Below are 20,913 nucleotides of genomic sequence, written 5' to 3' on the forward strand. Positions count from 1 at the left end.
GAGATCGACGTCGATACTTTTGACGACTCTCCACAAGAAACACGCAAGAACGTGGCGGGATCCCTACGACCACAGATCCGTCCAGGTCACGCCGAGCTCACCGGCCAGTCGGCGGACGGTCGACAGGGACATGCCGACGACCGTGGACGGGTCGCCGTCGACGCGCGTGATGAACGCACCGCCGAGGCTGTCGACGGTGAAGGCGCCGGCGACATTCAGGGGCTCGCCGGTCGCCACGTATGCAGCTATCTCGTCGTCCGATATGTCTTCGGCGAAGGTGACGGATGCCTCGGCGATGGCGGTGGCTTCCCTCGGCGCCGTGCCCGGAGCGACGCGGAACACCGAGTGCCCCGAGTGCAGGATTCCAGTCGCGCCGCGCATCTCGTGCCACCGGCGCGTCGCTTCCTCCGGCGTGTAGGGCTTGCCGTACACGTGACCGCCCAGCTCGAACATGGAGTCGCCGCCGATCACGATCCCGTCGAAGCCGGGGTCTTCCGTCGCCAGGCGCTGTGCGACGTCGGCCGCCTTGGCGCGGGCGAGCAGCAGCACGAGGTCAGCAGGAGGCAGATCAGCGCCCCGCTCGGCCGCAGCCGCGGCGGCGATGGCATCCTCATTCGTCTCCGGAGAGAGTGTGAGCGGATCGATCCCCGCCTGACGCAGCAGCATGAGACGGGCGGGGGAGGTGGAAGCCAGGCAGACGCGCATGTCCATCACCGTATCCTGGAGGGATGACTTCTTCTGCGGGCCAGACGCTCGACCTCGACATCACCGGCATCGCGCACGGTGGCACCTTCATCGCACGTCACGAAGGTCGCGTGGTGTTCGTCTCGGACGCGATTCCGGGCGAGCGTGTGCGCGCACGCGTCACCGACGGCGCCAAGTCGTCGTTCTGGCGGGCGGAGGCGCTCGAAGTGCTCGAGGAATCGCCGCAGCGTCGTCCGCACGTGTGGAAGGAAGCCGACATCTCGCGTGATCCCGTCGATCGCGCAGGCGGCGCTGACCTCGGTCACATCGATCTGGCGCACCAGCGCACGCTCAAGCGTCAGGTGCTCACCGAGGCGCTCGACAAGTTCGCAGGCTCCGGCCTCGAGGCTCCCGAGATCGCGGCGATCGATGACGGCGACGGTACAGGGTGGCGCACGCGCGTCTCGCTGCATGTGGATGCCGATGGCGTGGTCGGGCCGTTCGCGGCTCGCAGCCACCGGGTGATCCCCGTGCAGTCGCATCCGCTGGCACGTCGCCGCGTGGCGGCCGAGGCGCTCTCGCTCAAGAACGCCAAGCCCGGTCGCATCGACCTCGTACAGGATGCTGACGGCAAGGTGCACGTGATCCGTCGCCCGGAGCGGGGCAAGCGCCAGCCCTCGGAGGTCATCAAGGAGCAGGTCGGCGAGCGCACTTTCCGAGTGGATGCCGACGGATTCTGGCAGGTGCATGCGCGCGCCGCCGACACGCTCGACACGGCCGTTCGATCCGTCCTCGAGGGCCGGATCGACCCGGCAAAGACCCATCTCGACCTGTACGGCGGGGTCGGCCTCTTCGCAGCCTCTCTCGCCGAGCTCGGTGCGACAGATCTCGTCACTGTGGAATCGAGCCGCCGCGCCACTGAGCACGCGAAGCACAACCTCGATCCGTTCGACGTCGCCGCCGTCACCGATCGCGTCGACCGCTACCTGAGCGGGCTTCCCTCGGGGATGCAGGCGGGCACCGTCGTCCTTGATCCGCCGCGCGCCGGCGCCGGGCGCGCTGTCGTCGAGGGCGTGCACGCCCTCAGCCCCGACGCGATCGTCTACGTCGCATGCGACCCGGTCGCTCTGGCGCGTGACCTCGGCACGTTCCGCGATCTCGGGTGGAACGTCGAGTCCCTGCAGGGCTTCGACCTGTTCCCGCACTCGCACCATTTCGAGGTCATCGCGCTGCTCAGTCGGTGAGTTCTCAGCAGATCGATAGGGTGGAGCAATGAGCAGGGTCGCACTCATCGATGACCACGAGTCCGTTCGTCTGGGGCTCGAGCTCGCATGCGAACGCGACGGCGCGCAGACGGTCGTGTTCTCAGGCAGCACAGTCGGCTCGTATCTGGGATGGCGTGCTTCCACGGGCTCCGCTCCGGCTGACGTGGTCGTGCTCGATCTGACTCTCGGAGACGGCACCACCGTCACAGAGAATGTGAGGAGCCTGGTCTCCGACGGCGCCAGCGTCGTCATCCACAGCGTCGCCGACCGCCCGGCCGCCGTGCGAGAAGCGCTCGCAGCCGGCGCCGCGGGCGTCGTGAGCAAGTCCTCAGCGCTGGATGACGTGCTCGACGCGATCCGCACCGTCGCACGTGGCGACGCGCTCAACAATGTCGAATGGGCCAGCGCCGTCGAGGGCGACCGGGAGTTCGCAGACGCGCAGTTGTCGGTGCGCGAGCGCGAGGTGCTGCGCCTGTATGCGGCGGGGCTTCCGTTGAAGGTCGTTGCTGAGCGGCTCGGAGTCGCGTACTCCACAGCCAAGGAGAACATCACCCGTGTGCGCGTGAAGTACGTCGAGGTCGGCCGGCAGGCATCGACCAAGATCGACCTGCTGCGCCGCGCGATGGAGGACGGAATCGTGGCGGCCGACGGGGCCTCCAATGCAGGCTGACACCGCCCTCAAGGACGCCTGGAGCCGGATTCCGTCCCTCGGGGCGGCAGAGACGGCGTTCGAGCGCTTCACTGGAAAGCGGATGGAACGCATCCTCGCGACAGTCGTGGCGATCGGCTCCGCCATGCTGGGGACGCAGGCGATGTTCGCAGCCATCGGTACCATGTCGTCCGGGACCTCGCCCGTCCACATCACGTTGCTCGTGATCGTCTACATTCCGCTGATCGCGATGCTGGTGGCGTGCGTCATCGGCCGAGGGGTGCGCGTGGCCTCCGGCTCGTTCGCGGTCGCCTACCTCGTCGCGCTCGCGAGTTGGCCGCTCACCGTCGGGGCAGGTGACCATCGCGCGGTCAACCAGCCGTGGATCTTCTTCCTCGTCAACGTCGGCGTCGCGGCGGCCATGCTCGCCTTCCCGGTGCGGATCCAGATGCTCTGGGCTGTGGCGGTGCCGCTCGTCTACGGCTGTGTGCGCCTAGTGGAGGGCGAGTTCGCCGGATCTGTCTGGACTCTGACGGCATTCGACGTCTCGTTCACGCTGATCCTCGGCATCGTCATCCTGTCGCTGGGATGGATGTTCCGCTCCGTCGCCGCCGGAGTGGACGACGCGCGCGGACGGGCCGTCGCCTCGTATGCCGGGGCGGCCGCTGCTGCCGCCGCCGAGGAGGAGCGTGTCGCGATGGCAGCGCTCATGCATGACAGCGTGCTCGCGGCACTGATCGCCGCCGAGCGTGCGGACAGCGATCGCGCGCGAGACCTCGCCGTCGCCATGGCGCGTGAGGCGCTGACACGGCTCGCCAACACCGAGGCGGCCGTGGCTCAAGAGGGGAGCGACGAGCCGGTCGGTACCGCACAGATCGTGATCGAGCTGCGGCGCGCGCTCTCCGAACGCGGAGCGGACGCGATCGTCGAGGAGCGCGGCGGATCCGGCCTCATACCCGGTCGCGCGGCCCGTGCTCTGGTTCTCGCCGCTCGTCAAGCCGTCGGAAACGCGGTCACCCACGCACACGGACGCGGACTGCATCTCATCGTGGAGGGCCACGGCGACGACGGACTCACGGTGACGGTCATGGACACCGGAGGCGGATTCGACATGGACACGGTCGGCGAGGACCGGCTCGGCATCCGCGCGTCGATCATCGCCAGGATGGCGGGTGTCGCGGGCACGGCCACGATCGACTCCGACGGTGAGGGCACCACTGTGGTGCTGGGTTGGATGCGCGAATGAACCGCTCGGTCCGCAGCGTCGCGACCTCGCTCGCGATAGGTTTCGCCGTGTACTTCGCGGCGCGCGCCGTGTGGTGGACCGTGCAGCCGACTGCTCCGCTGCTGATGGTGGCGGCGATCCTGCTGTATCTCGTCGTCGTGGTGACGACGGTGCTGCTGGAGGCGCCGGCGGGGCCGCAACTGCCACGGTGGTGGGGTGTGGTCGCAGTGGTCGTCGCCGCGGTGATCCCGGCGATGGTGAGCGAATCACTGAGTCCCGCTCACCGGACGGCGCCGTTCGCGACCTGGTACATCGGCGCCGTCGGTCTGCTCGCGGTGGTGTGCATCGTGCGGAGAAGGGCGATCGCGGGCTGGCTGGTGCTCGCTGCGCTCACGGTGTCGTCCGCGGTGTGCATCGGTCCGTTCGTCGCACTCGAACTCGGACTGGTCGGATCGGTGATGTGGACGGTGGTGGCGCAGCTGCTGGTGCTGTTCTGGGATCGTGCCGTGCACGACACCGAGCATCTGGCGGACATCCAGCAGGCGGTGTCGGCGTGGCATGCCACTCAGCTGGTGCGCCAGCGTGAGCGTCGCGTCCGTGTGAAGTACGCGCTGGCGGTCGCCGGTCCCGTGCTGACCAGGACTGTCGCCGCACGTGGCCTGCTCACGGATGAGGATCGTCTGGAGGCGCGGCTCGCCGAGGGGCGGCTGCGCGACGAGCTGCGCGGTGCGAGTCTGCTCAATGACGCTGTGCGCGAGGCTATCCGGCAGGCGCGGTTGCGTGGAGCCGCAGTGACGGTGTTCGACGAGGGCGGGCTGGACGAGCTCGATGAGGATCGTCGGGCTGAGATCCGTGATGAACTCGCGCGCGTCCTGATGAGCGCGGAAGCAGGTCGTGTGATCATCCGCGCTGCTCGAGACCCGCAGACGGCCGTGACCGTCGTCGGACGATCCGGCTCCGGTGATTCCTCGGACGAGGACTCCGTCGGACTGTGGCACGAGATTCCGCGCGAGCGCGAATGAGTTGAGATGGGCGAGGGGCGGCGAAGCCGCCCGCCCCTCGCCAGTTGCGATTCAGTTACCCGAAAACTGACCGCAGATGGTCGATCACCGTCTGCCTACCCTGGAGCAGAGAGACCGACCGAACGCGAAGCGTTGATCCAATTCTGCTGCGGCGCGCACGGCTTGTCTGTAGGTATTTTGGGGGACAAGCGATTTCGGGCCCGACCTCGTCGAACGCGCACGCTCGAGCTCATCGAACGCGCAGCCGTCAGCCCGAGAATCGTCCCCAGGGGATGTCGCGGCGCAGAGGTTCGCGCAGCGGTCGCTGTGTGCGCCGCCACGCCGAGCTGCGAGGTTCTTCGGCGACAGCATCCGCCGACTCGGTCGCATAGGCGTCGCCGACCACAGCCATGAGAGCCGCGAGTTCTTCTTCGTTGGCGGTGCCGCGGATGATCCGCACGTCGGCTGCGCTCTGCGCTGCCGCGCTGTCGCGGGCCGGACTCTCGTCGCCTGAGGGCTGTTGCGATGTGGTCACAGCGGGATGTTCCCGTGCTTCTTCGGCGGCAGTTCGCTGCGCTTGCCGCGCAGTGAGCGCAGTGCCTTGGCGATCGAGACGCGCGTGTTCGCTGGTTCGATGATGCCGTCGATCTCACCGCGCTCCGCAGCGAGGAACGGAGATGTGACGCTGTACGTGTATTCGTTGGCGAGACGGGTGCGTACCGCCTTGACGTCCTCGCCGGCCTCCTCAGCCTTCTTGATCTCACCGCGGTAGAGGATGTTGACGGCTCCCTGGCCGCCCATGACGGCGATCTCGGCTGTGGGCCAAGCGAGGTTGACGTCTGCACCGAGCTGCTTGGAGCCCATCACGATGTATGCGCCGCCGTAGGCCTTGCGGAGGATCACGGTCACCAGCGGCACGGTGGCTTCGGCGTACGCGTAGATGAGCTTCGCGCCGCGACGGATGACGCCGGTCCACTCCTGATCGGTGCCCGGCAGGTAACCGGGCACATCGACGAGCGTGACGATCGGGATCGAGAAGGCGTCGCAGAAACGCACGAATCGGCTGGCCTTCTCGCCGGCTTCGATGTTCAGCGTTCCCGCCATCTGCGAAGGCTGGTTGGCGATGATGCCGACCGAGCGGCCTTCGACGCGGCCGAAGCCGATGAGGATGTTCGGGGCGAACAGCGGCTGCACTTCGAGGAAGTCGTCGTCGATGACGTGGTCGATGACGGTGTGCATGTCGTACGGCTGGTTCGCGGAGTCCGGGATGATCGTGTTCAGCGAGCGATCGGCATCCGTGGTCTCCCACTCGAAGTCGCTCTCATAGCCGGGGATCTCGGCCATGTTGTTGTCGGGGAGGAACCCGAGCAGAGTGCGCGCGTAGTCGATCGCGTCGTCTTCGTCCTCGGCGAGATAGTGCGCCACGCCCGAACGCGTGTTGTGCGTGAGGGCGCCGCCGAGCTCTTCCATCCCGACGTCTTCGCCGGTGACGGTCTTGATGACGTCGGGTCCGGTGACGAACATCTGGCTGGTCTTGTCGACCATGATGACGAAGTCGGTGAGGGCAGGGCCATAGACGGCGCCTCCGGCCGCCGGGCCCATGATGATCGAGATCTGCGGGATGACTCCGGACGAGCGCGTGTTCAGTCGGAAAATCTCGCCGTACTTGCTGAGGGCGAGCACGCCTTCCTGGATACGGGCTCCGCCGGAGTCGAGGATGCCGATGACCGGGATGCCGCCCTGAAGGGCGTACTCCATGATCTTGATGATCTTGTCGCCGGAGACCTCGCCGAGCGAGCCGCCGAACGTGGTGAAGTCCTGGGAGTACACGGCGACGGTGCGGCCGTGGATGGTGCCGATGCCGGTCACGACGGAGTCGCCGTACGGGCGGTTGCGATCCATGCCGAACGCGGTCGTGCGGTGGCGTACATACTCGTCGAACTCGACGAAGCTTCCCGGGTCGACGAGCAGTTCGATGCGCTCGCGGGCGGTCATCTTGCCTTTGGAGTGCTGCTTCTCCTTCGCCTTCGTCTCGGCGTCGATCACTGCTTCGCTGTAGCGCGCGCGGAGGTCGGCGATCTTGCCGGCGGTCGTGGAGAGGTCAGGGGTGTCCGTCACGGATTCCACACTAGCGGCGGGGAGCGAGCGGACGTTGGATGCTCGCCACAACGGGTCGGCTGATCCTTTGGTGGTGTGGGCCGATCACGATCAAATGAGGGGGAGCGGCTACAAGTGACCGGCAGACACTGATTCGTGTGCGAGATCCGCAGGAGAGTGCTACGCCGTGCTACATGACAACGATCACGCACCGTGAGATGCGCAACAGCAGCGCCGAAGTGTTGCGTCGCGTCGAGGCGGGCGAGACCATCACTGTCACCAACCACGGGCACCCCGTGGCGCGGCTGTCTCCGATGACGAGAACCGTGCTCGAAGAACTCGAACAGCTCGGCCAGGTGAGGCTGGAGACTTTGCTGCTCGCTTCGCTGTCACGGCCGAGGTTGAAGTCTGACGTGACAACGGCGGAGCTCATCTCCGACGTCCGCGGATACGACCGCGGTTACTGACGGTGGCCGCTTACCTCGATACCTCGGCCGCGGCGAAGCTGGTGCTCAGTGAAGAGCATTCTGACGACCTGTTCGACGAGATCATGATCGATCAAGAACGGGTTCTCGTCGCGTCGTGGTTGCTGCATACCGAACTGCACGGCGCGGTCGCAAGACGACGCGGTGAGATCATCACCTATGACGCTGAGCTGGCGGATGCTGCGCGTGGGGCGGGCCTGCGAGTGATGAATCCTGGGGTCTGATCGATCTCAACTCGGGTATCACAGGGCACGCTTATCCACTACGGTATATAAGCCCATTCATGGAAACAACCGTGTCGGGAGTCGCTCGCCCTGATGCTTGAGGGATGAATGCGCCCCGTTCCCGAGCATCCGAGCATGTCGGAATGCTCGTGCGGGAGCTGCGGGCGAAGACGACGATGAGCCGATCGAAGCTCGCCGAGCGTGCAGACATGGACACCAGTCACCTCGCGCGCATCGAAGGCGGCAAGGGCAATCCGACCCTGTTCGTGCTGATCCAGCTCGCCACGGCGCTCGAGGTCAAACCGACGGTGTTCCTCGACGGTCTCAGCGCGGCGGATCTGCCCGACGACGTGAAGCCGTACTCGGAGGCAGACTTCCGTCGTGAACTGCGTCGGCGCGAAGGCGCCTGACAGCCCGCAGCCTCACACCACGAACCGCCACACATACTCGAGCCCGTCCGTCGGACGGAACCACGCGAGCGTGACGACAGCCTCATCCGGGTCGGCAGCACACAGGCACAGCTCGATCTCCTCGGCCGGAAGCACCTGGCCCCACAACTGCGTGCGCTCGGAAGCGGCCCCGTCATCTCGGAAGACGCGCACGAAATCAGCCGCATCGCGTCCATCGTTGATGACGATCGGATGAGTCGCATCCGAGCGCACCACCCGCCACGGCACGCGGTAGGCAGGAGGGGGAGGCAGTTCGTTCGGATCGACGGGTCTCAACATGACCGCCACGGTAGGAGCGGCATCCGACGCCCCGAGTCCGCTCAGCAGACGGCCTCCACGACCGGGGGAGAAGACTCAGACAGTCGGGTCGGTGGAGGGCGAGTCGAGTTCCCCGCGCTTCCGATGCGTGAGATCTCCGACCTTGTGCCCGACCCAGCCCGCGCCCCGTGCCACGGTCCCTGCCGCACCGGATACGGCGGCCCCCGCATACCGAGCTCCGCGCAGCACCCGGGTCTCGATCTTCTCCGCGCCCGTCACTGGCTCGAGTTCCGCCGGAAGCACTGCCGGCGCGACGCCGAAGGCACGTCGCGATGTCGTGAGTACGCGCCTGCCGAGCAGATGGTTCCCCGCACCGCCGACCGCGGCTCCGACCCCGAACGGCAGTGCCTTTCCGATGAACGACGCGCCTCCGGCCGCCGCGAAGTGCTTGATGAACATGGTCTTGAGTCGATCGACGACGGGGCCGACGGCCGCGCGGGGGAGCGACTTCGTCACGAGCTCACCCCAGTACGACGAGCGGCTCGCGCCGCGACCGGTTACCTGCTTCGCGAGCTGACCGACCAGGTCGACGCCCTCTTTGCCGAGCATCAGCGTCATCACCAGCGCCCGAGCTCGATCGGGATTGTCGATCGCGATTCCGTGCACCTCGGCGAGAGACTGCGCGAACAGCGCCGTCGACTCCACGAATCCGACAGTCTCCACACCCGAGAGAGCCAGCGTGATGCCGGTTCCGATCCCTGGGACGACGGCCGTCGCCCCGACCGCGGCGCCTCCGGTCGTCACAGCCGCGAGATAGCGGCGCTCGAGGATGCGCACGAGCTGGTCGGGCGTGGCGTGCGGATTGCGCAGACGGATGCTGCGGATGTGAGCCAGCACGAGTGGGCGCTGAATCGCGAGCACGCGGTCAAGGCCCCGCACCGCACCAGGGTGCTCGTCCGAACCGACGGGTGGAATCCCTTTGTCCCAGGCGGAATCGTCTGGGAGGGAATGGATCTTGTGCACCTTCTTAGCCACAGCACGATCCTAGGTTCGTCGGCAGGGAGAAAGCAGAGAGCCGCGCCCTGCAACAGGGCGCGGCTCTCTGAAAGCGAAGATCAGACGTACAGGTTCGCCTGCTCGAGGTCTTCGGCGAAGTCGACCTCGACCGCGTACAGATCCGAGACGTCCATCGGCTCGAGCAGCAGGCCGTCTTCGGCGATCGCAAGCTCGAGGCCGCCCTCGAAGTACTCCTGGTCGTCGACGCGCGACAGCTGGCGCATGAACGCCTTCTTGTACGTGGACGAGATGTAGTTGATGCCGATCGCCTCGCCGAGACCACCCTTGACGCTCTTCGACAGCTTGTCGATGAAGCCCTCAGCGGTCACCGTGTACTTGACCTCTTCGTCGCTCACCTTCGAGGTGTTGACGGCCACGAAAGACTGGTCGCGTTCGATGAACTCGATCGCGCGGCCGAGGATGCGCGGGTCGAAGACGACATCGCCGTTCATCCAGAGCACCCCGCTCTTGCCCGTGGCGCCGAGGGCGCGCAGCAGGCTCTTGGAGGTGTTGGTCTCGTCGTAGCGCTCGTTGTGCACGTAGTTCACGTGCGGGAAGGCCTCGATGACCGTCTCTGCGCGGTACCCGACGACGGTGGTGATTCGGGCATCGCTGCCGAATGCGGCACGGATGTTCTCGTGCTGCTGCTGCATGATGGTGCGTCCGTCGCTGAGTTCGGTCAGCGGCTTCGGAAGGGCGCGGCCGAGGCGCGAGCCCATGCCCGCGGCAAGAATGACGGTCTGAAGAGTCACGATTACTCCTAACAAGAAATCTGTGTTCACAGTCGGTTCACCGACCAGACACTTCTTCGTGCCGTGTTCATGTTAGCGATGCCCCCTGGGAACACCCGGACCAGGACATCGCCGTTGCCGTTTCGTGATCGAGTACACACCTGACGCACAGGTCACGCGGCTCGCGATCAGGCGATGACTGAATTGTTTCGCCTGACCCTCGGAAAGTCCAGAGCCGTTGATACCTTAGGACGGTGACTGCTTCTCCAGATGACGGCTCCGATCGCCCGGACGATGTGACGGCAGCCCCCGTCGACGGCTCTGCCAAGAAGCCCCCGGCGAAGACAGCCGCTGCGAAGTCGAAGGCCGCGGCGGCTCGGCCGAGGACGTCGACTGCCAAGACGACCGCCGAAAAGGCCGCCGCCGTGAAATCGGGCGAAGCCAAAGCCGCGGCCGCGAAATCCGCCACCGCACGGACGGCAGCCGCCAAGACAGCCGCCGTGAAGAGCGCTGCCGCGCGCACGGCTGCGAGCAAAACCGCCGCGAAGACCGCCGCAGCGAAGGCCACCACGGCCAGGACTGCCGCGGCCAAGGCCGCTGCAGCGAAGGCCGCCGCAGCGAAGGCCGCCGCTCTCGACGAGTCGACCGCGAGCACAGCATCCCGCACGCCGGCCGCGAAGCGCACGCCCGCCAAGCGCACGCCGGCGAAGACCACGACGGCGAAGACCACGACGGCGAAGACCACGCCGGCGAAGAAGCCCACACCGGCGAAGTCGCGAACGACGAAGCCACGCGAAGCGAAACCCACGGCTCGTCCCAGACCGGCCGTCGCTGCCGACGACGCCGCGCCGACAGGCGAGGCCATTGCGTCTCCGATCGGCGAGATCGAGACCCCGGCACAGGATGCCGTTGCCGACGACACGCTGTTCGCCGACCTCCTCGCCCTGGATCCGGCGGATGCTGAATCGGGCACCGGAGCTGCGATCGTGGACCCCGTGACGGACGCCACGGTGGTGACACCCGTCGGGCCCGAGCCCGCGGAAGCCGAACCCGAAGAAGTCATGGGTGTCGAGCTCGCGCCGGAGCGAGACACCGAGACTGTGGCCGCTGCCGCTGCCGCTGCCACTGCCGCTGCTGCCGCCGCCGTGGCCGAAGAGACCACCTCGGTGCCGGCATCCGCACCACCCGCTGTCATCCTGCGCGATCTCATCAAGGACTTCGGCGACCAGCGAGCGGTCAACAGCATCGACCTGACCGTTCCCGCCGGTTCGTTCTACGGCATCGTCGGCCCCAACGGTGCGGGCAAGACCACCACGCTGTCGATCCTGGCAGGGCTCCTGCGCGCGACCTCGGGTCAGGTCGTCGTATGCGGCATCGATCAGGCTTCGGACGCGCTGAGCGCCAAGCGACTGATGGGAGTGCTTCCCGACCGGCTGCGGACATTCGACCGTCTGACCGGCCGGCAGCTGCTGCACTACTACGGGCTGCTGCGTGGCTTGGCGGCCGAGGTGATCGAGAAGCGCACGGCAGATCTCGCCCGTGCATTCGATCTCGCGGATGCGCTGAACCGGGTCGTCTCCGACTACTCCGCGGGCATGACCAAGAAGATCATGCTCGCAGGAGCCATGATCCATTCGCCTCGCGTGCTCGTGCTCGATGAACCGTTCGAAGCGGTCGACCCGGTCTCATCAGCCGTGATCCTCGACATCCTGCGCGCGTACGTCGCACACGGCGGCACCGTCATCCTCTCCAGCCACGGCATGGATCTTGTCGAACGCGTCTGCTCCCGCGTCGCGATCATCGTCGGCGGCGAAGTACTCGCCGAGGGGACGATCGACGAAGTGCGCGCAGGACAGACGCTCGAGTCCCGATTCGTCGAGCTCTCCGGCGGCGTCAGCGAGGTGGAGGGCCTCGAATGGTTGCACACGTTCTCCGACTGAGGCTGACGCTGATGCTCGGCTCCCTGCGTGGGGGACGAGCGCTGCGCACCGTATTCGGACTCGCCGCGGTGGTGATCGTCACTGTCGCGGTCTGCATCGCCGTGCTCAGCCTTGCGGATGCGCCCCTCGCGGTGGCACGCACTGTGGTCGTGCTCGGCGGCGCAGCCGTGCTGCTCGGCTTCCTGATCGGGCCGATCCTCACCGGCGCGTCCGACCAGCTCGACCCGCGCCGATTCGGCGTGTTCGGAGTCGACGAGCGGCAGATGCCGTGGATCCTCGCTCTCGCCTCGCTGCTCAGCGTGCCTTCGTTCGCCCTGCTCGCGGTCGGCGCATGCATCGTCGTGCTCGCCGTACAGCTCGGCGCTCCGTGGATCACTGCGGTGCTCGTGTCGCTCATCGGCGTTCTCGCCTCCGCGCTGGCCGCTCGTATCGGGATGGCGCTGAGCGCACTTCTGCTGCCCGAGCGGCGTTCGAGGGAGCTGACCGCTCTCTTCGCCCTCGCTGTGGTCGTGGTGGCCTTCCCCGTCGCAGTGTTCCTCGCTTCGCTGGAATGGGACGGTGCGGTCCCGGGTCCGGTCGCCGTCGTGACGACGATCGTCGGCTTCACCCCCTTCGCAGCGATTCCGGCATTCCCGTTCGCGATCGCCACCGGCGACGTCGTGGGGGCGTGGGTCAGCGGAATCGTCGCGGCCGTGACCGTCGTCGCGGTGTGGCTGACCTGGTCGTGGGTCGTACGCCGACTGCTGACGACGACGGGGCGGCCGGCGGCATCGCGAGAACGCACCGGCCTCGGCTGGTTCGCGCTGCTGCCCAGCACCGCTTTCGGCGCGATCGCGGCGCGAAGCCTGGTGTACTGGCTCCGCGATCGCCGGTACATCGTGAACATCGTCGTCGTGCCCATCGCCGGCATCCTCACGGTGTTCCCTCTGCTCGTCGCAGGCGTGCCGCTGTACATCGCCGCCCTCGTGCCCGTGCCCGTCATGGCGCTGTTCTTCGGCTGGCTCCCGCACAACGACGTCGCCTACGACTCGACCGCGCTGTGGACGCACGTCGCCAGCGGCGTACGCGGGCTTCCGGATCGCCTCGGCCGACTGGTCCCGGTGGCACTCGTGGCGCTCCCGGTGCTCGCGATCGCGATTCCGCTCACGCTCGCCATCATCGAGAGCTGGTATCTGCTGATGCCGATGGTCGGGCTCGCTGCAAGCCTGTTCCTCTCCGGCCTCGGCCTGTCCAGCATCTCGTCCGTCGTATCGCCGTACGCCGTCTCACGCCCCGGAGACAGCCCGTTCCAGCAGCCGCAGCGGTCGGCATCCCGCGGATCCTTCGGCCCGGCCGCTGCGTTCATCGGCACTCTGATCGTCAGCGCTCCCACTCTGTGGCTGTTCGTCATGACAGTCATCACTGATGGCATCTACAACCCCCTGACGTTCTGGATCGGTCTGAGCACCGGCGTGGTCATCCTCGCGCTGGGCGCATTCGCCGGCGGACGGATCTACGACCGCGGCGGAGCGCGTCTCATGGAATTCGTCGAGACCGCCTGAGTGCACGATGCAGGCCCCGCAGCGGGCTCAGGGCGGTTAGACTCACCGCTATGAGTACTCCGCTGGACAGCCCCGATCAGGGCGGCGTGGCAACGCTTGATCGCGAACTGGAAGAACTTCTCAATGAAGAGAACCTCGAGCCGGGCGACCACGAGCGCTTCTCGCACTATGTGAAGAAGGACAAGATCCTCGAGTCGGCGATCTCCGGAAAGCCGGTGCGCGCCCTGTGCGGCAAGAAGTGGACCCCGGGCCGCGACCCGGAGAAGTTCCCGATCTGCCCTACGTGCAAGGAGATCTACGAGTCGATGGTCAACTGACCCTTCGACAGGCTCAGGGATCGGGCTCGGAGGCGCCTCGATCTACTCCGCGTCGACGAAGACCGTCGGGATGGCCGGGTCGGACTTGCTGAGCGCAAGCGCTCGCACCGGCATCTCCTCGCGCACGCGCAGGTGGTGCTCGCGAGCGGATGCCGTGCCCTGCACTCCCTCGTGGGCGTCGTCGATCTCGCCGCCGTCGACGAGCATCACCTGCAGCGAGCGGGAGTCCGGATGCTCCGCGCCGGTGCTGATCGCTTCGAAACCGTCCGACACCACCACGGTCTCCGCCACAGCGACGCCGTCTCGCAGTGTGCGGAAAGCGGCCTTGCGTCCGCCCTTGGACGCCTTGTCGGTCGACGCCTTCGCGACGCCGACCCAGGATCCTGAGGGATCCTGACGGGCGACGAGCTTGTAGACCATGCCTGCCGTCGGGTAGCCGGACCCGGTCACCACCGATGTTCCGACGCCGTAGAAGTCGACCGGTGATGCGGCCAGAGCTGCGATCGCGTACTCGTCGAGATCGCTTGTCACGGTGATCTTCGTCCCGGTCGCGCCGAGTGCGTCGAGTTGAGTGCGTACGGCCGCGGCGACCGTCGGAAGGTCACCGGAGTCGAGCCGCACGCCGCCGAGCCCGGTGCCGGCGACCCGGATGGCGGTCTCGACGCCGGTGCGGATGTCGTAGGTGTCCACGAGCAGGGTGGTGTCGGTGCCGAGGCTCTCGATCTGTGCGCGGAAGGCGTCTTCCTCTGTGTCGTGCAGCAACGTCCACGAATGCGCTGCCGTGCCCATCGTCGGGATGCCCCACTGCCGCCCGGCCTCGAGGTTGCTCGTCGAGCCGAACCCGGCGATGAAGGCCGCACGGGCCGCGGCGACGGCGGACATCTCCGCTGCTCTGCGCGAGCCCATCTCAGCCAACGGTCGCTCACCGGCGGCCATGCTCATGCGCGAGGCGGCGGTCGCGACGGCCGAGTCGTGGTTGAGCACGCTCAACGCGAGGGTCTCCAGCACCACGGCATCAGCGAACGTGCCCTCGACGGTGAGGATGGGGGAGCCGGGGAAGTACAGCTCCCCCTCGCGGTAGCCGTGAACGGAACCGGTGAACCGATAGTTCTCGAGGTACTTCAGCGTCTGGGCATCCACGACTCCGCCGTCGTGCAGGAATCGCAGCTCATCGTCGCCGAAGCGGAAATCGCGCAGCAGCGAGAGAAGGCGTCCTGTGCCGGCCACGACGCCGAATCGCCGCCCACCGGAGAGCCGCCGGGAGAAGAGCTCGAAGACGCTCGGCCGCGCTGCGGTGCCGTCACGCAGTGCTGCGCCCAGCATCGTGAGTTCGTATCGGTCTGTGAGCAGCGCCGTCGACGAGGTCATGCGCTCAGTTTAGTGAGCGTGGCGAGTGCGACGTGGTGGTGGCGCAGGTAGGCTCGATAGTCATGAATGACGCGCCGATCGGAATCTTCGACTCCGGTGTCGGCGGGCTCACGGTGGCTCGCGCGATCCGTGCCCAGTTGCCGAGAGAATCGTTCGTGTACATCGGCGACACCGCTCATTCGCCCTACGGTCCCAAGCCGATCGCCGACGTGCGACGCTACTCGCTCGAAGTGCTCGACACGCTCGTCGATCAGGGCGTGAAGATGCTCGTGATCGCCTGCAACACGGCATCCGCCGCCATGCTGCGCGACGCGCGCGAGCGCTACGACGTCCCCGTCATCGAAGTGATCGGTCCCGCAGTCCGCCGTGCGGTCTCGACCACGCGGAACAACCGCGTCGGCGTCATCGGCACGGTCGGGACGATCGGCTCGCGCGCCTACCAGGACATGCTCGAGGTCAACGAGCGGCTTTCCGTGTTCACCGCCGCATGCCCCCGCTTCGTCGAGTTCGTGGAGTCGGGCATCACCGGCACTGAAGAGGTGCTCGCCGTGGCCGAGGAGTACCTCGCTCCGCTGCGTGATGCCGACGTCGACACACTCGTGCTCGGATGCACGCACTATCCGTTCCTTCGCGGAGCGATCGGCTACGTCATGGGCGACGGCGTCTCTCTCGTCTCCAGCGACGACGAGACGGCCGGCGACGTGTACCGTCAACTCGTGCGCGGCGACCTTCTCGCGCCGCCGGATGCCGTCGCCACTGCCGTGTACGAGGCCACTGGTGAGTCCACCGAGGAGTTCACCGCGCTCGCAAACCGCCTCATGGGCCGCGAGGTGCGCGACGTGCAGCACGTGCAGACCGGTGTGATCACGCTTCCCGACCTCTCCGAACTGGCTGAGGCCGCTCTCTCCAACCCAGAAGGAACTTCATGACCGACATCGTCCGCGCCGACGGCCGCGCAACCGACCAGCTCCGCGAGATCACGATCGAGCGCGGCTGGAGCGCGAATGCCGAGGGCTCAGCGTTGATCAGCTTCGGCGGCACGAAAGTGCTGTGCACAGCATCCTTCACGAACGGCGTGCCGCGCTGGCTGACCGGCAAGGGGAAGGGATGGGTGACCGCCGAGTACGCGATGCTCCCGCGTGCGACGAACAGCCGCAACGACCGTGAGAGCGTCAAGGGCCGTATCGGCGGGCGCACGCATGAGATCTCGCGGCTGATCGGCCGCGCTCTGCGCGCCGTCGTCGACACCAAGGCGCTCGGCGAGAACACGATCGTGATCGACTGCGACGTGCTGCAGGCCGACGGCGGCACCCGCACCGCAGCGATCACCGGCGCATACGTCGCGCTCGCCGACGCGATCGAATGGGGCCGCGAGAAGAAGTTCATCGGCAAGAACGCGAAGCCGCTGCTCGACTCGGTCTCGGCGATCTCGGTCGGGATCATCGACGGCACGCCCATGCTCGATCTGCCATATGTCGAGGACGTGCGTGCGGAGACCGACATGAACATCGTCGTCACCGGTCGCGGTCTGTTCGTCGAGGTGCAGGGCACCGCAGAGGGAGCGCCATTCGACAAGCGCGAACTCGATGCGCTGCTCGAACTCGGCCTCGCCGGCTGCGAGACGCTGAAGGGCCATCAGTTGGAGGCGCTCGGTTCTTCGGAGTCGCAGGCGTGAAGGTCGTCCTCGCCACTCACAACCCGCACAAGATCGCGGAGTTCCAGCAGATCCTCGCGATGACCAGGCCCGACCTCGAGGTCGTCGGCTACGACGGCCCGGAACCGGTCGAAGACGGCGTGACCTTCGCCGAGAACGCCCTGCTCAAGGCCCGCGCCGCGGCTGCGCACACCGGACTGGCTGCGATGGCCGATGATTCGGGCATCTGCGTCGATGTGCTCGGTGGGTCGCCAGGAATCTTCTCGGCGTACTGGGCGGGGCAGAAGAAGGACGCGCAGGCGAATCTCGATCTGCTGCTCGACCAGCTCGCCGACATCGCTGACCCGCATCGTGCCGCGCAGTTCGTGTCGACGATCGCCCTGGTGACGCCGGAGGGCACCGAGCACACGGTCGCCGGTGTCTGGCCCGGTCGCCTGGCGCGCGAGGCTGCCGGTGGCGGCGGATTCGGGTACGACCCGATCTTCATCCCTGACGGCCAGGACGGGCCTGAGCGTTCGGTCGGGGAGTTCTCCGACGAGGAGAAGCAGTCCCAGTCCCACCGGGCGCGCGCCTTCCAGGCGTTGATCCCGCTGCTTCAGGTCCTGTAGCCGGCGCTTGAGGCCATCCCAGAAGGATTTCGCGGGTTTCGCCGGACGGAAACCGGGGAAACTCTTCTGGGAAACATGCCCGGACCGCCGCTACCGCCGCTACCGCCTCATCGTGCTCTCTGTGCTGATCGCCGTCATGATCATCCCGCGGGCGATCTCGCTGCTGCGTGAGGTGTTCTCGGTGCTCGCCGAGTCGGCGCCGAAGAACACGCACGTCAGCGAGATCCGTGACCATCTGCTCCCGTTCGACGGTGTGCGCAGCGTGCACGATGTGCACGTCTGGCAACTCACCCGCGGTGCACCGGTGTTCACCGCGCATGTCAAGGTCGACCCAGCACTGCTCGCGACCGGACGCTCTGATCTGCTTCTCGAAGAGCTGCAGGACTGCCTCACCGACAACTTCGATGTCGCGCACTCGACATTCCAGATCGAATCCGCCGAGGCGGGGGAGTGCGAAGACGCACACGCCTGAGCGGACGCATCAGGACTCCACGACGATCTCGTCGACGGACTTGTCTGGACGCAATCCTCGCCAGCGCGCGTGACGGAGTATTCCGTCGGGCGTCCAGTTCGCGAACTCGACTTCACCGACCAGTCTCGGATGCACCCAGAGTGCATCGCGTGCATCAGATGCCGGAACGCCGGTGATCTCGGCGCTCTTCGTGCGCAGCGGCTCCAACTGTGCCGCCAGATCGCCGAGCATCCGCTCCGTGAAACCGCTGCCGACGCGTCCGACATAGCGCAGCAGCTCGGTCTCAGCATCCGGAATCGCGAGCAGCAGGGAGCCGATCCGGCCCTCCCGGTCGCCCTTGCCAGGGCGGATGCCGGCGATCGCGACCTCCTGCGTGCGGGTGTGCTTGATCTTCAGCCAGGAACCGGAGCGGATGCCGGGGCGGTAGGTGGATCCCGATTCCTTCGCCACCACGCCCTCCAGGTTGAACGCATCGCTGGTCTCCAGCGCAGCATCCAGATCGTCGAACACCGGCGGCACGACGATCGGCGCGTCGACACCGTCCACCAGAGTCTCCAGCAGCGCTCGTCGGTCGCGCAGCGGCATCCCGGTGAGGTCATGCCCGTCGAGTCGTAGAAGATCGAAGAGGTAGTAGGCGACCGGCGTGCGGATCACCTCGCGCTCGACCTCGCGGGCCTTCGTCAGATGCATCCGGCTCTGCAGCCGGCTGAAGCTCGGACGCCCCGAGGAATCGAGCGCGACGATCTCGCCGTCGATGATGGCGTCGTCGACCGCGAGATGGGGAGCACCGTCGGCAGTGAGCTCGGGGTACCTCGCCGTGATCTCCGTGCCGCTGCGAGCGTGCAGCGTCATCCGGCCGTGCGCCCACGTGCCGACCGCTCGAATGCCGTCCCACTTGATCTCGATCCACGGATCGCGCAACGAACGGACCAGGCCCACTGTCCCTGAGTCGGCGAGCATCGGACGAGGGGGAGATCCAGCGGGAGCCTCAGGAACACCCTTCGGCATCGTCCAGCTGACCAGCGCCCCGCCGGCATCCGGTGCCGGGGGTGCCTGCGGCATGGGCTCCGGCGTCTTGGCGGCATCCCGTTTCTCACGGTACGGATCGAGCGGGTCGGAGTTCGAGGCGGCGATCAGGCCGACGAGGGGATCGACCCCGGCGTGGACGCGGTCCATGACCTCGTCGAAGCGCAGCTGGCGCAGGTCGGGGTCGTCGAGTTCGTCCCAGGTGCGGGGAGCCGCCACCGTCGGATGCGCACGTCCGCGCAAGGAGTACGGCGAGATCGTCGTCTTCTTGCCGTTGTTCTGGCTCCAATCCAGGAACACCTTCCCGCCGCGGACCGCCTTCGACATGGTGCTGGTGGCGATGTCGGGGTGATCTGCCTCGATGGCGCGGGCGAGCTCGCGGGCGATCGCCGAGGCCTGGTCGCTCGTCTGCGTGCCGTCCAGATGGCTGTACAGGTGGATGCCCTTGCTGCCGCTCGTGACGGGGACGGGATCCAGGCCTATGTCATGCAGGATGTCCCTGGCGAGTCCGGCGACGTGGGCGCACAGCGGAAGGTCCGCGCCGGGGCCAGGATCGAGGTCCAGCACGAGGCGGTCAGGGCCCTGTCGTTCGCCCGACGCGCTGAATCTCCACTGCGGAACATGCAGCTCGATGCTCGCGACCTGGGCCAGCCACACGAGCGTGGGCAGGTCGTCCGCGATCGGATACTCCTTCTGGCCGCCGGAGTGCTCGATCGGCATCCGGTGCACCCAGCTCGGCGCCCCGGCATCCAGCTGTTTCGCGAAGAACGCATCTGCTGGAGCATCCGCTGTCCCGACGCCCTCCACCCATCGCTTGCGGGTGATCGGCCGACCGGCCAGCAGCGGAAGCATCCGGGGAGCGGCCGCCGTGTAGTAGGCGATCACCTCGCCCTTGGTGGTCCCGGTCTCGGGGTAGAGGACCTTGTCGAGATTCGTGAGGCGCACACGGCGGCCGTCGACATCGACGACCTGCGCACTTGTGGCCATGACGAAAGAGTAACCGCAAGCCCCTGGCATTCGACTGCTTCCGCGGTGTGTACTGGTCACATGAGGTCGATCTGGAAAGGCGCCCTGACGTTCGGGCTCGTGAACGTCCCGGTGAAGGTGTACTCCGCCACCGAGGACCACGACGTCTCGCTGCATCAGGTGCACGATGAGGACGGCGGGCGCATCCGCTACAAGCGCACGTGCGAGGTCTGTGGCGAGGTCGTCGCCTATCAGAACATCGACAGGGCCTATGAGGATGACGGTCAGATGGTCGTCCTCACGAAGGAAGACCTCGACGCGCTGCCCGCAGAGCGCAGCCGTGAGATCGACGTCGTCGAGTTCGTGCCGAGCGGGCAGGTCGATCTGCTCACGCTCGACAAGGCCTACTATCTCGAGCCGGATTCCAAGTCGGCAAAGGCGTACGTGCTGCTGCGCAAGACTCTGGAGCAGACCGACCGCACGGCCATCGTGCGCTTCACCCTCCGCCAGAAGACGCGGCTCGCCGCGCTGCGCGTGCGCGGTGATGTGCTCGTGCTGCAGACGCTGCTGTGGGCCGACGAGGTGCGAGCGGCCGAGTTCGCGTCGCTCGATGAGGACGTGAAGATCTCCAAGAAGGAGCTCGAACTCTCATCGAGCCTCGTCGACAGCTACTCCAGCGACTTCGATCCGGAATCGTTCGTCGACGAGTACCAGAAGGAACTCCGCACGCTGATCGACGCGAAGATCGAGGCGGGTGAGACCTTCGACGTCAAGGAGACCTTCGCCGACGAGGGCGAGGACGAGAAGGGCGGCGAGGTCATCGACCTGATGGAGGCGCTCAAGGCGAGCGTCGAACGCTCACGGGCCAAGAAGAAGGATGCCGGGTGAGGCGCTGCC

The 20,913-nt window shown here is 66.9% G+C and carries 23 protein-coding genes; 15 read left to right on the top strand and 8 right to left on the bottom strand.

The window, feature by feature from the left end:
• Positions 1-63: 63 nt before the first annotated feature.
• The gene (locus J1M43_RS06070) at positions 64-705 is read right to left on the bottom strand and encodes a nucleoside triphosphate pyrophosphatase (protein ID WP_206477330.1); all 642 of its coding nucleotides are present in this window, start codon (positions 703-705) and stop codon (positions 64-66) included.
• A 23-nt stretch (positions 706-728) separates the two neighbouring features.
• Between J1M43_RS06070 and J1M43_RS06075 the strand changes: the two genes are divergently transcribed.
• From J1M43_RS06075 to J1M43_RS06090, 4 genes are read left to right on the top strand one after another with little or no spacing between them, the layout of a single operon-like run.
• The gene (locus J1M43_RS06075) at positions 729-1,928 is read left to right on the top strand and encodes a class I SAM-dependent RNA methyltransferase (RefSeq protein ID WP_206476283.1); all 1,200 of its coding nucleotides are present in this window, start codon (positions 729-731) and stop codon (positions 1,926-1,928) included.
• A gap of 28 nt (positions 1,929-1,956) precedes the next feature.
• The gene (locus tag J1M43_RS06080; protein WP_206476285.1) at positions 1,957-2,619 is read left to right on the top strand and encodes a response regulator transcription factor; all 663 of its coding nucleotides are present in this window, start codon (positions 1,957-1,959) and stop codon (positions 2,617-2,619) included.
• Complete coding sequence (locus J1M43_RS06085) at positions 2,609-3,844, top strand: ATP-binding protein (protein ID WP_206476287.1); 1,236 nt, start codon at positions 2,609-2,611, stop codon at positions 3,842-3,844. Before J1M43_RS06080 ends, J1M43_RS06085 begins: the two co-directional genes overlap by 11 nt.
• A complete protein-coding gene (locus J1M43_RS06090) occupies positions 3,841-4,845 on the top strand; it encodes a hypothetical protein (RefSeq protein WP_206476289.1) in 1,005 nt (334 codons plus the stop codon). Before J1M43_RS06085 ends, J1M43_RS06090 begins: the two co-directional genes overlap by 4 nt.
• 247 nt (positions 4,846-5,092) lie before the next feature.
• Here the strand turns inward: J1M43_RS06090 and J1M43_RS06095 are convergent, their stop codons facing one another.
• Positions 5,093-5,359, bottom strand: coding sequence for an acyl-CoA carboxylase subunit epsilon (locus J1M43_RS06095; protein ID WP_033106853.1), 267 nt, complete (start codon positions 5,357-5,359; stop codon positions 5,093-5,095).
• Positions 5,356-6,951: an acyl-CoA carboxylase subunit beta gene (locus J1M43_RS06100; RefSeq protein WP_206477331.1), complete on the bottom strand. Its 1,596-nt coding sequence runs from the start codon at positions 6,949-6,951 to the stop codon at positions 5,356-5,358. The genes J1M43_RS06095 and J1M43_RS06100 overlap by 4 nt, the downstream gene beginning before the upstream one ends.
• Positions 6,952-7,115: 164 nt before the next feature.
• Here J1M43_RS06100 and J1M43_RS06105 point away from each other — a divergent pair, with 164 nt between their 5' ends.
• The 3 genes from J1M43_RS06105 to J1M43_RS06115 all read left to right on the top strand — a co-directional run bounded on the left by J1M43_RS06105 (position 7,116) and on the right by J1M43_RS06115 (position 8,040).
• Positions 7,116-7,388: a type II toxin-antitoxin system Phd/YefM family antitoxin gene (locus J1M43_RS06105; protein ID WP_033106855.1), complete on the top strand. Its 273-nt coding sequence runs from the start codon at positions 7,116-7,118 to the stop codon at positions 7,386-7,388.
• A gap of 2 nt (positions 7,389-7,390) precedes the next feature.
• Positions 7,391-7,630, top strand: a complete 240-nt coding sequence (locus tag J1M43_RS06110; protein WP_033106856.1) for a hypothetical protein — start codon at positions 7,391-7,393, stop codon at positions 7,628-7,630.
• 104 nt (positions 7,631-7,734) lie between these two features.
• Complete coding sequence (locus J1M43_RS06115) at positions 7,735-8,040, top strand: helix-turn-helix domain-containing protein (protein WP_084595835.1); 306 nt, start codon at positions 7,735-7,737, stop codon at positions 8,038-8,040.
• 12 nt (positions 8,041-8,052) lie between these two features.
• On the opposite strand, the gene J1M43_RS06120 is transcribed toward J1M43_RS06115, so the two are convergent.
• The 3 genes from J1M43_RS06120 to J1M43_RS06130 all read right to left on the bottom strand — a co-directional run bounded on the left by J1M43_RS06120 (position 8,053) and on the right by J1M43_RS06130 (position 10,145).
• On the bottom strand, positions 8,053-8,358 hold the full coding sequence (locus J1M43_RS06120) for a hypothetical protein (RefSeq protein WP_206476290.1): 306 nt from the start codon (positions 8,356-8,358) through the stop codon (positions 8,053-8,055).
• 75 nt (positions 8,359-8,433) lie between these two features.
• Complete coding sequence (locus J1M43_RS06125; protein WP_307823281.1) at positions 8,434-9,372, bottom strand: hypothetical protein; 939 nt, start codon at positions 9,370-9,372, stop codon at positions 8,434-8,436.
• An 80-nt stretch (positions 9,373-9,452) separates the two neighbouring features.
• Positions 9,453-10,145 (bottom strand): NTP transferase domain-containing protein, encoded by a 693-nt coding sequence (locus tag J1M43_RS06130; protein ID WP_033106859.1) that lies wholly within the window; start codon positions 10,143-10,145, stop codon positions 9,453-9,455.
• A 233-nt stretch (positions 10,146-10,378) separates the two neighbouring features.
• Here J1M43_RS06130 and J1M43_RS17065 point away from each other — a divergent pair, with 233 nt between their 5' ends.
• The 3 genes from J1M43_RS17065 to J1M43_RS06145 are packed head-to-tail and all read left to right on the top strand — an operon-like array spanning position 10,379 to position 13,922.
• Positions 10,379-12,064, top strand: a complete 1,686-nt coding sequence (locus J1M43_RS17065) for an ABC transporter ATP-binding protein (RefSeq protein WP_307823282.1) — start codon at positions 10,379-10,381, stop codon at positions 12,062-12,064.
• Positions 12,065-12,075: 11 nt separating this feature from the next.
• Positions 12,076-13,605: a hypothetical protein gene (locus J1M43_RS06140; RefSeq protein ID WP_235272424.1), complete on the top strand. Its 1,530-nt coding sequence runs from the start codon at positions 12,076-12,078 to the stop codon at positions 13,603-13,605.
• A 50-nt stretch (positions 13,606-13,655) separates the two neighbouring features.
• Positions 13,656-13,922, top strand: a complete 267-nt coding sequence (locus J1M43_RS06145) for a DUF3039 domain-containing protein (RefSeq protein WP_033106861.1) — start codon at positions 13,656-13,658, stop codon at positions 13,920-13,922.
• 42 nt (positions 13,923-13,964) lie between these two features.
• On the opposite strand, the gene J1M43_RS06150 is transcribed toward J1M43_RS06145, so the two are convergent.
• Positions 13,965-15,290, bottom strand: a complete 1,326-nt coding sequence (locus tag J1M43_RS06150) for a nicotinate phosphoribosyltransferase (RefSeq protein ID WP_206476291.1) — start codon at positions 15,288-15,290, stop codon at positions 13,965-13,967.
• 62 nt (positions 15,291-15,352) lie between these two features.
• On the opposite strand from J1M43_RS06150, the gene murI reads away from it, so the two are divergent.
• The 4 genes from murI (at position 15,353) to J1M43_RS06170 (ending at position 18,024) form a co-directional block, all read left to right on the top strand.
• Complete coding sequence (gene murI, locus J1M43_RS06155) at positions 15,353-16,219, top strand: glutamate racemase (RefSeq protein WP_052167012.1); 867 nt, start codon at positions 15,353-15,355, stop codon at positions 16,217-16,219.
• On the top strand, positions 16,216-16,965 hold the full coding sequence (gene rph / locus J1M43_RS06160; RefSeq protein WP_033106863.1) for a ribonuclease PH: 750 nt from the start codon (positions 16,216-16,218) through the stop codon (positions 16,963-16,965). Before murI ends, rph begins: the two co-directional genes overlap by 4 nt.
• The gene (gene rdgB, locus J1M43_RS06165; RefSeq protein ID WP_033106864.1) at positions 16,962-17,552 is read left to right on the top strand and encodes an RdgB/HAM1 family non-canonical purine NTP pyrophosphatase; all 591 of its coding nucleotides are present in this window, start codon (positions 16,962-16,964) and stop codon (positions 17,550-17,552) included. The genes rph and rdgB overlap by 4 nt, the downstream gene beginning before the upstream one ends.
• A 112-nt stretch (positions 17,553-17,664) precedes the next feature.
• Complete coding sequence (locus J1M43_RS06170; RefSeq protein ID WP_372460283.1) at positions 17,665-18,024, top strand: hypothetical protein; 360 nt, start codon at positions 17,665-17,667, stop codon at positions 18,022-18,024.
• A 9-nt stretch (positions 18,025-18,033) separates the two neighbouring features.
• On the opposite strand, the gene ligD is transcribed toward J1M43_RS06170, so the two are convergent.
• Entirely contained in the window at positions 18,034-20,037 is a 2,004-nt protein-coding gene (ligD, locus tag J1M43_RS06175; RefSeq protein WP_033106865.1) for a non-homologous end-joining DNA ligase, read from the bottom strand.
• Positions 20,038-20,097: 60 nt separating this feature from the next.
• Between ligD and J1M43_RS06180 the strand changes: the two genes are divergently transcribed.
• Positions 20,098-20,904 carry a Ku protein gene (locus tag J1M43_RS06180; RefSeq protein ID WP_033106866.1) on the top strand — a complete coding sequence of 269 codons (807 nt, stop codon included), beginning with the start codon at positions 20,098-20,100 and terminating at the stop codon, positions 20,902-20,904.
• Positions 20,905-20,913: the final 9 nt, after the last annotated feature.

The organism is Microbacterium sp. KRD172, from assembly GCF_017168295.1.
Lineage (GTDB): Bacteria > Actinomycetota > Actinomycetes > Actinomycetales > Microbacteriaceae > Microbacterium > Microbacterium profundi.